At 45.0% G+C, this 12,978-nt stretch carries 12 protein-coding genes; 9 read left to right on the top strand and 3 right to left on the bottom strand.

What is annotated here, in order from left to right; all coding sequences use genetic code 11:
- Window positions 1-76: 76 nt before the first annotated feature.
- Entirely contained in the window at window positions 77-277 is a 201-nt protein-coding gene (locus tag QUA70_RS02315) for a hypothetical protein (protein ID WP_333333339.1), read from the bottom strand.
- Window positions 278-337: 60 nt separating this feature from the next.
- Here QUA70_RS02315 and QUA70_RS02320 point away from each other — a divergent pair, with 60 nt between their 5' ends.
- From QUA70_RS02320 to QUA70_RS02350, 7 genes are all read left to right on the top strand, one after another.
- Window positions 338-613 carry a photosynthetic electron transport-dependent transcriptional regulator PedR gene (locus QUA70_RS02320; RefSeq protein ID WP_006633901.1) on the top strand — a complete coding sequence of 92 codons (276 nt, stop codon included), beginning with the start codon at window positions 338-340 and terminating at the stop codon, window positions 611-613.
- A 34-nt stretch (window positions 614-647) separates the two neighbouring features.
- Window positions 648-929, top strand: a complete 282-nt coding sequence (locus QUA70_RS02325; RefSeq protein WP_333344527.1) for a hypothetical protein — start codon at window positions 648-650, stop codon at window positions 927-929.
- 116 nt (window positions 930-1,045) lie between these two features.
- Window positions 1,046-2,320, top strand: a complete 1,275-nt coding sequence (hisS, locus tag QUA70_RS02330) for a histidine--tRNA ligase (RefSeq protein ID WP_333344525.1) — start codon at window positions 1,046-1,048, stop codon at window positions 2,318-2,320.
- Window positions 2,321-2,520: 200 nt separating this feature from the next.
- Entirely contained in the window at window positions 2,521-3,270 is a 750-nt protein-coding gene (locus QUA70_RS02335; RefSeq protein WP_333333337.1) for a Uma2 family endonuclease, read from the top strand.
- A 96-nt stretch (window positions 3,271-3,366) separates the two neighbouring features.
- Window positions 3,367-4,509, top strand: coding sequence for a DNA cytosine methyltransferase (locus QUA70_RS02340; protein WP_333344466.1), 1,143 nt, complete (start codon window positions 3,367-3,369; stop codon window positions 4,507-4,509).
- A 17-nt stretch (window positions 4,510-4,526) separates the two neighbouring features.
- Complete coding sequence (locus QUA70_RS02345) at window positions 4,527-6,239, top strand: AAA family ATPase (protein WP_333344464.1); 1,713 nt, start codon at window positions 4,527-4,529, stop codon at window positions 6,237-6,239.
- Between the two features lie 2 nt (window positions 6,240-6,241).
- Window positions 6,242-6,817 (top strand): hypothetical protein, encoded by a 576-nt coding sequence (locus QUA70_RS02350; RefSeq protein WP_333344462.1) that lies wholly within the window; start codon window positions 6,242-6,244, stop codon window positions 6,815-6,817.
- 21 nt (window positions 6,818-6,838) lie between these two features.
- Here QUA70_RS02350 and QUA70_RS02355 read toward each other — a convergent pair whose 3' ends face one another.
- Both QUA70_RS02355 and QUA70_RS02360 read right to left on the bottom strand, forming a co-directional pair.
- A complete protein-coding gene (locus tag QUA70_RS02355) occupies window positions 6,839-8,053 on the bottom strand; it encodes a class I SAM-dependent methyltransferase (RefSeq protein ID WP_333344460.1) in 1,215 nt (404 codons plus the stop codon).
- 245 nt (window positions 8,054-8,298) lie between these two features.
- Window positions 8,299-9,483: an NAD(P)H-quinone oxidoreductase subunit H gene (locus tag QUA70_RS02360; RefSeq protein ID WP_333030262.1), complete on the bottom strand. Its 1,185-nt coding sequence runs from the start codon at window positions 9,481-9,483 to the stop codon at window positions 8,299-8,301.
- 57 nt (window positions 9,484-9,540) lie between these two features.
- Between QUA70_RS02360 and rsmH the strand changes: the two genes are divergently transcribed.
- Both rsmH and QUA70_RS02370 read left to right on the top strand, forming a co-directional pair.
- Window positions 9,541-10,443, top strand: a complete 903-nt coding sequence (gene rsmH, locus QUA70_RS02365) for a 16S rRNA (cytosine(1402)-N(4))-methyltransferase RsmH (RefSeq protein WP_333344458.1) — start codon at window positions 9,541-9,543, stop codon at window positions 10,441-10,443.
- Between the two features lie 565 nt (window positions 10,444-11,008).
- Complete coding sequence (locus QUA70_RS02370) at window positions 11,009-12,682, top strand: SpoIIE family protein phosphatase (protein WP_333333326.1); 1,674 nt, start codon at window positions 11,009-11,011, stop codon at window positions 12,680-12,682.
- Window positions 12,683-12,978 lie beyond the last annotated feature (296 nt).

Raw genomic sequence — 12,978 nt, forward strand, 5'->3', positions numbered from 1 at the left:
ATATCAGACCTACTGATATTATTGGCAGTTACTCCCTTAAGGCTGAAGTATAGTGCGGGCCTATCAGTTAGTTGTTTTACGTGCAAACATCTACAGGTTGGGCCCGGAGGTCAGATAGGCGTAGGTAAAGGCAGCATCGGCCACCCGACGCACAAGCAGTGCAAGTGGCTGCGCGTCTTGCTGTGTCGGCGCTGGGTTTGCACTCCGGGCGATTCTCCAAGCGAGTTGGCGCTTCGGGCCCGAAAGAGTAGCACAGCAAATTTAATTTTCTCTTCATACTCGATCCCTCATCCTTTAGAATTGTAGATAGGTAAATATGCAGACATAGGAAAAATTTATGAGTGGGATTGTCTCTGGGACCCCTGTCACCCTGTCGGACAGAGAATTGCAAGTGGTAGAGTTAGTAGCGGCGGGATTGACTAATGAGAAAATTGCCGAAAAGTTAGAGATTAGCAAGCGTACAGTTGACAACCACATTAGCAATATCTTGAACAAGACACGCGCTGACAATCGAGTTACGCTTGTACGCTGGGCGTTGCAGTGGGGAAAGGTATGTTTGGATAATATTAACTGCTGCCCTTTACCGCGGCCGATCGATAAAGAAGTATCTTAAGTAGGGATTCTGGTTGGGGACAGGCAAAGAAATGATGCAAACGGCACAAGAAAAACAACTCCGCTATCAAATTCAAAGCCCTGGATTGCCGCTGGCGGTATATCGCGAAGTCGCGATCCATTTGCGTCAAGTTGAAGGGGTGCAAACCGGTTTAATTCCGCAGCAGTCGCAGCGGTTTGATTACGGCGACAGCCAAGTTGGGGGTTTGTGGATACAGTATCCTGAAGGGTTCGATTTGGCAGGTCGCGAGCGAGTCGATCGCATTTTGGCTTATTATGGCGATCGTTATGGAGTTTGGGAATTATTAAGTCATTAGTTATGGGGAATTGTTAGCTGTTGACTGTTGACTGTTAACTGTTAACTGTTAACTAATAACTACTGACTAATGATTAAGGACTGCGGACTAATGACTAAGGACTAATGACTAACAAAATGAGTGCAATTAAAACTTTACCGGGAACGCGGGATATTTTGCCCGCTGAAATTCAATATTGGCAAAATATAGAAGAAGTCGCTAGAACAATTTTGAAAAAAGCGGCTTATCGAGAAATTCGGACGCCAATTTTTGAACAGACATCTTTATTTGAACGCGGCATCGGCGAAGCTACCGATGTTGTGGGTAAGGAAATGTACACTTTTAAAGATAAGGGCGATCGATCGACTACTTTGCGTCCAGAAGGCACCGCCGGAGTAGTGCGAGCTTTTATTCAAAACAGTTTGTACGCAGCAGGAGACGTGCAGCGTCTGTGGTATGCGGGGCCGATGTTTCGTTACGAACGCGCGCAAGAAGGAAGACAGCGACAGTTTAATCAAATTGGGGTGGAAGTCTTGGGGAGTGCGAATCCTCGTGCGGATGTCGAGGTAATTGCGATCGCCTGCGATATCCTGCAAACTCTCGGTTTAAAAAATTTGCGACTAGATATTAACTCTGTCGGAAACAAGGAAGACAGAAAAAATTATCGCCAAGCATTAATCGATTATTTTACACCGCACAAAGACGAATTAGACGCCGATTCCCAAGACCGGTTGAATCGCAATCCGCTGCGGATTTTGGACAGCAAAAATCAGCGCACTCAAGAAATTGTAGCTGGTGCGCCGAGTATTTTGGACTATTTGGGAGAAGAATCGCGATCGCACTTCGAGCAAGTGCAGCAAATGCTCAAAAACTTAGGAATTAGCTATCAGTTAAATCCCAGATTAGTGCGCGGTTTAGATTACTATACCTACACCGCATTTGAAATTATCTCCGACGATTTGGGAGCGCAAGCAACAGTTTGCGGAGGCGGCCGCTACGACGGTTTAGTCAAGGAATTGGGCGGCCCAGATACGGCGGCAGTCGGTTGGGCAATGGGTATCGAAAGGTTGATTATCCTGCTGCAAAAGTTGCAACCTTTGCCCGCGCCGAAGTTAGATTTCTATTTGGTATCCAGGGGGGAAAAAGCCGAACAGCAATCGGTATTGTTAGCTCAAAAATTGCGAACTGCCGGGTTTAGTGTAGAGATAGATTTGAGCGGTAGTGCTTTCGGGAAACAGTTTAAGAGAGCCGACAGAAGCGGTGCAGTTGCCTGTTTAGTTTTGGGAGATGCGGAAGCTGAAAACGAGACGGTACAATTGAAGTGGTTGGCGAGTGGTGAACAAAGTGCGATCGGGCAATCAGAACTACTAGCAATGACCAGCGAACTACAGCAGAAAATTAACAACCCTTAGAACTCTCGGTTTTAGCCCAGTCTCGATCCCCCTAAATCCCCCTTCTTAAAAGGGGGACTTTGAATTCCAATCCTCTCGTTACCAGGCTCTGCCCGGTAACGCATATCCAGAGGCTCTGCCTCGTCATTAAGCCATTAACATTAATCCCAAAAACCAAGAGATATAATTTAAACATTAAAACATTTAACCTCTGATAAACTATGTCTGTAGCAACTAAAAATTATAAAACACAACTCACAATCACCTGGCCGCTACTACCAGAAGATTTCCAACTACCAGACGACCCCGTGGAAGACGAAAGTCAACCATTGTTAGCTGCGGCTTTGCGCCAGCCGCTAACAGGATTTCCTGAATTAATGCAGGATGCCTTAATTGTTTCCAACTTTGCCCTTTGTGCCGGAATTAGTTTTCCAGCATCCACCCGCGACGAACAGCGTATTATCTGCAAAGCACCAGATTGGATGTACGTGAAACCCGTCAATCCAAAAAATGTCTCGCAAGTCCGCCGCAGCTACACCCCGCACACAGAAGGAACCATCCCCCAAATCGTGATGGAATTTCTTTCAGAAACCTATGGAGAAGAATACTCTGTAGAGTTTACATCGCGGGTGGGAAAGTGGTATTTTTACGAGCAAGTAATCAAAGTACCCCGATACGTCATATTCCGAGCGAAAACAGCTCATTTAGAAGTTTACGCTTTAGAATCACAGCACTACAACTTGCAAAAAGCAGATGAAAACGGACGTTATTGGATACCGGGATTAGACTTATTTTTAGGTATTTGGGAAGGAACGCACGAAGGGAGAACAGGCTGTTGGTTGAGGTGGTGGGATGCAGAAGGCGAGTTGTTGCTGTGGTCGGAAGAAAGAGCCGATCGCGAACGCCTCCGCGCTGAAAGATTGGCCGAAAAATTGCGTCAAGCGGGAATCGAATTAGATGACGAAGAGTGAAATATAAATTGATTAGTCGAATACCATAATGTTTTGGTATAATTAATATCTTGGGGTTCAGGCATCCAGCCCGCCCTTGTCCTAATGCGAACTAATATGTTAATCGAACGTCTCAAGCCGATCGCCTGGAAAACCAAACCGCAACTGATATCATTGTTTTCAGGTTGTGGCGGTATGGACTTGCCATTCCACAAAGCGGGGTTTGAAGTAGTTTGGGCGATCGACTCCAATAAATACGCCTGCAAAACTTTCAGCAGAAACATTGCTGATGTCATCGTCAACGACAGCATAGAAAATATAGACATTGCACAAGTGCCCGCAGCAGAAATATGTATAGGAGGGTTTCCTTGTCAAGACTTTTCCATGATTTGGAAACGTCCCGGCCTGGAAGGAACCAGAGGCAATTTATATACATATTTTCTGGATTTTGTCAACAAAAAACAGCCCAAAGCTTTTGTAGCAGAAAATGTCAAAGGTTTATTAAGTGCGAATAATTATCAAGCAATAAAACAAATAATCTCCGACTTTGAAAGTATCGCACCGGGCTACTTAGTTAAACCTAAACTCTACAACTTTGCGGATTACGGAGTTCCCCAATTTCGCCAAAGAGTGTTATTAGTTGGCATTCGGATGGATACAGAATTTAATTTTGTGCATCCTCAGCCCAAATACGGACAAAATCGTAAATATCCTTATCGCACAGCAGGTGAAGCACTCAAAAATGTGGAAAAAGTGAAATATAATCAGGAACATCAGAAAATTCAGCCTCGAACCATTGAAATTTTGAGTCTAATTAACCCCGGAGGGAATTTTACTGATATTCCTAAGGATAGTCCATACTATGTAAAAGGCATGATCAGTCACGTTTATCGGCGAATTCATCCAGATAAACCCTGTGCTACAATTATTGCTGGTGGTGGTGGTGGTACTTGGGGATATCATTATCCCGAACCGCGTTCATTGACAAATCGTGAAAGAGCTAGGTTGCAAACATTTCCCGATGATTTTGTTTTTGAAGGTTCTATTACTGAAGTAAGAAGACAAATTGGCAATGCAGTTCCGCCAGATGGAATAGTTGACGTTGTTGAATCTCTGATTCCGCTATTTAAAGGGAATTATCCGAAAGTAGATTTATACAAATTAAATCAAAAGTTGCAAATGATGTCAATTAAGGAACGATTAGAACACGCAGAATCAGAAGCTTCTGAACAGCAATTACAGTTGACAGTTACTGTTTAGTCAAGTGAGGTAACTTAATGTCGATACCTACCATAACTCCAGAAACTCCCTATGTGGACATATCTTTATCAAGAGTAGGGCGACAACGGAAATCAAATCTCAATACTTTTTTTGGCAAAGGGCGACAGAATAAATCTACTGGTAAAGTTATCCCAAGAGATTGGTACGAAGTTGAACTTATTGTGGATAAAAAAACAAGTGATAATCCTATTTACCCAAAAGGTGATTTTATCGCTCATACAGATGATGGTTTAACATTTGCCTGCCAAACTCAGGGAGCAAATTATAAAAACTTTAGATCCAAAGATGATTTAACAATTTTAGGACGTTGGATTAAAGGCAAGCTAGAAAAAAGTGGTGTCTTGAAACAATTTGAACCGGTTACTATCCAGACAATTAAAGCCTATGGTAGAGACTATATCCGTCTGTATAAATTATCTAATTCTGAATACTACCTAGAATTTGATTTATCTATTCACCATAAGAGGCATAACAGGCTGAAAGAACTTCACCTAAAATGGGTGGGAACAGCTCCAGAATTTGATGTTCACTTCGCCAAAAGACTCAACTTGTTTACTGGAGACAATGGTCTTGGTAAAACTTTTTTACTAGATATTGCTTGGTGGGGACTAACTGGAAACTGGGTTGGTCAACCTGCTTGGCCTCAACAGATAGAGGGAAAAACACCGGAAGAAACACCAGAAATTACCTATATGTTGAGTTCTCAGACAGATTCTGAGGAATATCGTAGCCTTTTTAGTTTTTTCGATCAGCAATGGCTGAATCTGCGAATACCTCCCTTTTTAAGAAGCTTGATTGTTTATGTCCGTGTTGATGGTGGATTTTCAGTTTTTGACCCGGTTCGTCAACAGTCCAGTATCTATAACTTTACTTCCGATCATCTTTGGAATGGGTTAAGAACCGATAATAAAGTTCTATGTAATGGTTTAATTCACGATTGGGTCAATTGGCAACGACAGCGAGAAGAGTCTACCTTTGAAATATTTTCTTCTGTGATTCGACAACTTTCTCCCCATGCAGATGAATGGATGGAACCGGGAAAGCCAATACGGGTTTCTGTAGAAGATACTCGTGATATTCCTACCCTGGATTTCCCTTATGGAAATGTGCCGATCATCTACACATCAGCAGGAATAAAACGAATTTTAGGACTTGCTTACTTACTAATGTGGACTTGGTATGAACATACACAAGCATCTAAATTGCGGCAGCAAGAACCTATCGATCAAATAGTCTTTTTAATAGACGAGGTTGAAGCTCACTTACATCCAGCTTGGCAACGATCGATTCTTCCTGCGATATTAGAAGTAGTTAAAAGTCTTAAAAATGAAATGCAAGTTCAGTTAATAGCAACTACTCATTCTCCTCTTGTACTTGCCTCAATTGAGCCTGAATTTGATGAGGAGCAAGATAAGTTATTTTTGTTTGAGTTACAAGGTAAAGATGTAACTCTTAATGAAGTTCCTTGGACAAAACATGGGGATGCTGTTGGGTGGCTAACTTCAGATATTTTTGGGTTAAAACAGGCTCGTTCCCGCGAAGCAGAAATAGCGATTGAGGCTGCGTATACTTTCATGCGAGGAGAAAGCATGGAAACTTTTCCTGAATACCTCAGAACTAAGGAGCAAATTCATCAGGAACTCCTGGGAGTTTTACCAGAACACGATCGCTTCTGGCCTCGATGGATTGTGAGCACCGAGGTAGAGTAAAGATGATGCGATTTATTCCGCCACCGGAACCAGCAGATTTTGAGCAACAGGTGCGAAAAGCAGGCAATAATTGGTTAGTTAAAAATCCTACTAAAGAACCAAAAGATTTTTGGTCTTCCTTCAAACCTCAATTAGCTAAAGAGTTCCAAAATCTTTGTGGCTATGCGGTGATGTACATACCGAGTCGGATGGGTACTGTCGATCATTATTTGAGTAAAAGTAAAGCAGAAAACCGCCATTTAATTTATGAATGGAAAAACTATCGCTATACTTTGCAACGGGTAAATAGCTGCAAAGGAACTTACGATAGACAAATTCTCGATCCGTTTGAAGTAGAAGATAATTGGTTTGAGATTATCCTACCTTCTTGTCAGTTGGTTTTGACTGAGGCGATTCCTTCCCACGAGCGCGATCGAGCCGAATTTACCCTCAAAAAGTTACAGCTTCAGAATAGTGAATGGGTGATAGAACAACGTCAGGAGTGGTATCGGATGTATCTAGAGAACGAACTTAATTTAGAAGGGTTAGAAAAGAAAGCGCCTTTAATCGCTCATGCGGTTAGAAAAGAGCTTAATTAGTTAATAATCAATCTAAAATAATCAATCAGGCACCCTCAAACCCTTCAAAATTCTCCCCTTTTCCTCCTCCCTCAACCCTTTACACTGCACCAAAACCCCAAAACCCCCCAAACCCATCGGATCGATCAACTGATGCAAAGCTTCCCGGCGCTGCAAAAACGTTGCCACATCCAATACTTCCGCATCATTTGTTGATAGAGAAGCAATACGATCGCCCAAACCCAACGCCATCAAAAACAATGCCTGCTGAGTAAACCCTACCACCTCCAAACCGCACAATTCACCCTGCTTTTCTAACGCCGTAAAATTAACATGAGCCGTTAAATCCTGCCGCCCCACATTAATATAAGGATTGCTGTGATATCGGTGGCGATAATAACACTGTAGCGTCCCCTCCCTGCGCCTCGGATTGTAATACCGGTGCGCCGGATAGCCATAATCAATAGTTAACAAATATCCCCGCTGCAACTTTTGAGCAACTGTACTCATCCAGTCCAAAGCCGCCAAATTCACCTCACTGCGATAACCATCCCCGTAAACACTCGCCGACAAATCGATGCTTACAAAATCCAAATATTCGGCAATTTTAGGCGTGGAAACTTCGCCAATTACTTCAACAAAAATTATCTCTTCTTGTTCATTTTTTTTTGTTTCTGCGGCAACGTAAATCTCCCTAAGTTGCCCTTCTTCCAGAATGAATTGATGTACGGGCAAAGCATCGACTAACTCATTAGAAAAGAAACAACCGACAATTGAATTATTAACTATCTCATCCCAATTACACCACTTAACACACTTGGTATCGGCTAATCTTTGCCGCTGTTCCGCTTCGAGTACAGGGGAAACTTCAACAATAATGTATTCTAAAACATGAAATAAATCGGGATATTGTATTTGCAGATATTGCAGCACATTAGCTGCAAAAGTTCCCCGCCCAGCGCCCATTTCTACGATCGCGAAATTGAAAGGGCGATCGAGAAATTCCCACATTTCCACAAATTGCTCCGCCAAAACCTCCGCAAAATCAGCACCCCAATGAGACGACGTGATAAAATCGCCTTGTTTGCCGATCGACGGGCGATCGCTATTATAATATCCGTGCTGCGGATGATATAATGCCAAATCCATATATTCAGCAAAAGTAATACGCTGCTGCGGAGTTGCCGCAATTCTTTCGCGGATTAAATTGCAGAGTTCCGAGTTGCTGTCATTGATATCTGATTGCTGAACATTCATAATTTATCGAATCAAAGTTGATGTTATTTCATTTGTGAAGGAGAGATTTTTTTTTTATTAACCGCAGAGGGCGCAGAGGGCACAGAGGAAGAGAGAAGAGAGAAATAAGGTACATTTTAGCGACGTTAATAGCAATATTAATCGATATCCATCCGCGTTTATCCGCGTTTATCTGCAGTTCAAAAAAAATCAACCCGGTTCCATAAAAAAACCGGGTTAAATTCTCAGATAAAAACCGACAAAACCTACCTATCAACCGAGCCCATAATAATGTCGATACTCCCCAAAATCGCCACCAAATCCGCAATCTTCACGCCCCGAACAATGTGAGGCAAAATCTGCAAATTATTAAAATCCCCAGTCCGAATCTTCCAGCGCCAAGGAAACACATTATCATCCCCGATAATATAAATCCCCAACTCACCCTTGCCACTTTCAACGCGGACATAATGTTCGCCCTTGGGAATCTTAAAAGTGGGCGCTACTTTTTTGCCAATAAACTGATAGTCAAAACCATTCCATTCAGATTTGGGCCCGCTTTCGAGTCGCTTCGCTTCCAAATTCTCGTAAGAGCCACCGGGGAGTCCTTTCAAGGCTTGATAGAGAATCTTAACCGACTCGCGCATCTCCCGAACCCGCACCAAATACCGGGCCAAACAATCGCCAGCAGCTTCGGTACAAACTTCCCAGTCGAAGTCGTCGTAACATTCATAATGGTCAACTTTCCGCAAATCCCACTTAACGCCGGAAGCGCGCAACATGGGGCCGGAAAGTCCCCAGTTAATCGCTTCTTCGCGAGAAATAGTACCCAGGCCTTCTATCCGGCGGCGGAAAATTGGATTGTTGGTAATTAAACGTTCGTACTCGTCAATTTTGGGAACGAAATAATCGCAGAAATCGTGGCACTTATCTACCCAACCGTAGGGCAAATCTGCGGCGACTCCGCCTATGCGGAAATAGTTATTATTCACCATGCGATAACCTGTAGCAGCTTCCCACAAGTCAAGAATTGGTTCGCGATCGCGCATAGTATAGAAAAAAGGAGTTTGCGCCCCCACGTCCGCCAAAAACGGCCCCAACCACAACAAATGGTTAGCAATCCGGTTCAACTCCAGCATGATTACCCGAATGTAACTCGCCCGTTTGGGGACAGCAATATTCGCCAACTTTTCCGGCGCATTTACTGTCACCGCTTCGTTAAACATCCCCTCGGCATAGTCCCAGCGGCTCACGTAGGGCACGTACATCACGTTGGTGCGATTTTCGGCGATTTTTTCCATCCCGCGGTGCAGATAGCCCAAAACCGGCTCGCAGTCAACTACGTCTTCCCCGTCTAGGGTGACGATTAGCCGGAGTACCCCGTGCATGGATGGGTGGTGCGGCCCCATGTTGAGCACCATCGGTTCGGTTCTCGTCTCAATTCTTGACATAATTAAATGAATTAATGATTACTAGCTATTGTTGATTTTTGTTTGGCTTTTATGATTATGAAGGATATCGAGCTCTCTGAGAAGGAGACCCTTGGATCAGATGTCAGTATTGACACCTATCACGTTCCTGTCTTGGGTCAAGAATTAATTGCGGGTTTGGCTGTGCGTCCAGGCGGCCACTATTTGGACGCGACGCTTGGGGGCGGCGGACACACGAGTTTGATTTTAGCGGCGGCGGCCGATGTTACAGTGGTGGCGATCGACCGCGATGAACAAGCCATCCGTTTTTGCCAAGCCCGATTTGCCAACTCGCCCGTTGAGTTTTGGCACGGCAACTTTGCTGAATATCAGTCCTCAGAGGCCGAATTTGATGGTATCATAGCAGACTTGGGCGTCAGCTCTGCTCAGTTCGATACACCGGAACGAGGATTTAGTTTTCGCCACCCAGCTCAACTAGATATGCGTATGAACCAGCAGCAATCTTTGACAGCAGAAGAGATTATCAATCACTGGGAAGAAGTTAAACTAGCAGATATTATTTACCAGTACGGCGAGGAGCGACTGTCGCGGCGCATCGCAAGGCGGATTGTGCAAGGGCGTCCTTTTCAAACTACAACAGAACTTGCAGGGGCGATCGCCTCCAGCTTCCCCCCCAAGCAGCGCAACGGCAGAATCCATCCGGCCACCCGCACTTTCCAAGCTTTAAGGATAGCCGTCAACTCGGAACTATCATCTTTAGAAACTTTCCTCAACCAAGCCCCACGGTGGTTAAAACCCGGTGGGAGAATCGGAATCATTACATTTCACAGCCTGGAAGACCGACCGGTCAAGCACCAACTCAGAGGAACACCCAGTTTGCAGGTACTGACAAAAAAGCCGATCGGGCCGCAATCCGAAGAAGTCGCTAGAAATCCCCGCTCTCGTTCTGCTAAGCTCAGACTAGCAGAAAGAATAACTTGATTCGGCAGTAGTAATATGCTTGCTGCAAAAAGTTCAGAGATTAGGGAGACTTGCATGCAGCAATCAAGTACGATTCGGCAAAGATGTAGGGAATAGCGCCAACAACCCACCACTAACCCTTCGGGTACCGTGGGGCTTGAAATACAGCCGGTGTTGACCAGACTTAGGTAGCAATACCTGCCTTAGTAGTAAGTGTTAAAATTCACACCGAGGACAGTGCCCAGCTAGTTAAGAACTCTGCAATCAGAGCATTAATTAGCCGTTTTGAATGCTGGTGTGTTTAGAAAAGTACCGACTGCTAACCAGGTCATTGCTCGTATCACAGCGTGAAAGCTGACTCGGGAATTTTCCCTATTGAAGCGGCCTACCGAGGCGGGTTACAGTATCGAAAGCCTCTCATCTGTTGTGCGAACCGATGGTGCGAAAGGAATGCTCACCTTGAGGTAAAACGGGTTTCTTTAACTCAACTTGACGTAACTGATATGTTGCATATATCCAGCCCCCCTTTTCCTCCCGCCACCTTGCTGATTACAGCTATGGTGGGGGTTTTCAAGGGGGAAGAAAGATGAGTCGGGGAGATGGAAGCAAGCTGAAACTGATGGTAGTCGATGACGAACCCGACAACTTGGATTTATTGTACCGGACCTTTCGACGCGACTTTCAGGTTTACAAAGCAGATAGCGCCCTCAGCGCTCTGGAAGTTCTAGACGAACAGGGTGAGATGGCGGTGATTATATCTGACCAGCGGATGCCAGAAATGAATGGCACCGAGTTTTTGGGGAAAACAGTCGAGCGATTTCCCGATACGATTCGGATTCTGCTAACGGGATACACCGATGTTGAAGATTTGGTTGAGGCCATCAACTCAGGTCAAGTTTTCAAATACATCACCAAACCGTGGAATCCAGAAGAACTCAAATTGGTGATCAATCAAGCCTCAGACACTTACAAATACTACAAGCAGCGCAGCGTTGCATTGCGCCGCGCTTTACGCAAGGAATCTCTGTTCAATGAGGTAATGAGCGTGATTCGCGGGTCGCTAGATTACTCTAGTATGGTACAAACTATTGTTCAAACCGTAGGTCAAACTTTTGAGGCCAACTATTGTATGCTGCGGCCGGTAGAGACCGATCGACTATTGCCGAGTACCTTCCCTTACCAATCCCAAACCTCTGAAGCCAGTAGCTTTTCTTTTGATGAAAATTTGCTGGTTCAAGCCGTAGCCACCCGCCAAACTCAAGTGAACCCAAACAGTGGGGGGGATGGTAACTCGGTTGAGATTGCTGTGCCCCTGACTTACCAGCAAGAATTGCTGGCGGTACTGGCTTTGTGCCAGATTGGCGGCGCTAACCCTTGGTCGGCAGAAGATATAGAGTTAATAGAAGGTGTAGCAGCTCAAGCTGCTCTGGCCCTGTCTCAAGCTAAGCTCTACCAGCGCACTCTGGATTTAGCCAAGCAGATGCAAAACGAGTTGGAAGTGGCTCGCCAAATCCAAACAAACTTGTTGCGCCAAAGTTGGCCGGATTTTGAAACTGTCAGGGTGCAAGCTTGCTGCTATCCCGCGCGGGAAGTTGGCGGCGACTTTTTTGAAGTCTACGTCCACTCTCAGGGGGATATTTGGATAGCGGTGGGAGATGTTTCGGGTAAGGGAGTTCCGGCTGCTCTATTTATGGCCAGCGCGATTTCGGTGATGCGGCGGGAACTTTCCCAAGAAGTTTCTCCAGAACCCGATCAAGTTATGCAGAACATGAATAGCACTATGTCTGACGACCTGATCGGCAACAACCATTTTATTACAATGGTTGTAGCTCGTTACACTCCGTCAACGGGACACCTCGCGTTTGCTAATGCCGGTCACATTTACCCCATCGTTTGGTCTCACTCGGAGGTGAAAGCTCAAGCCGCTAGCGGTAAAACGCCAGTCGAGCCGAATTTCCTGAAAGCTCGTGGCATTCCCTTGGGGATACTGCCAGTTTGGAGGGGCAAAGCGGGTGCGATCGAATTAAAGTCAGGAGATGTATTTCTGCTGACGAGTGACGGGATTACTGAAGCTAGCGTGACTACTGAAGCGGTCGCAGGGGGTGTACCAACCCGTTCTATGCTACAACAAGAAGGGCTTTGGCAACTTTTGATTCAGGAACCTGGTTCTTTCAACTTGGACAATTTGTTGGCTCACATCCGAGCTGACAATCCCGTTCAGGAAGACGACCAAACCATACTCTCTCTGGAGGTTCTTTGAATCTGTCAGCGACTCCCGACGCATCGTCGGGGGTGAGAGCCGAAAAAACTTAAGCTCTGCTTGTTGACGGCTCATAGAGTAGTCCTGCAAAGGACGGCGTTATCGTCAACAGTAAAAAACCACAGTAAAAAACCTAGCCGGCGATGGCGCAGCTAGTTTCCTGAATCGCTTTCCTGGGGGATTAAATACCTGTAAAGGGTTAAGGTAGAAGGCATTCGTCAGAAAAAACCAACGCTTAAAAGCAAAGGATTGAAACACAGATTTTTTATACCTCCCTGCTTGCAGTCTCGGTATAA

This window comes from Microcoleus sp. LAD1_D5 (assembly GCF_036702115.1).
Classification (GTDB): Bacteria; Cyanobacteriota; Cyanobacteriia; order Cyanobacteriales; family Microcoleaceae; genus Microcoleus.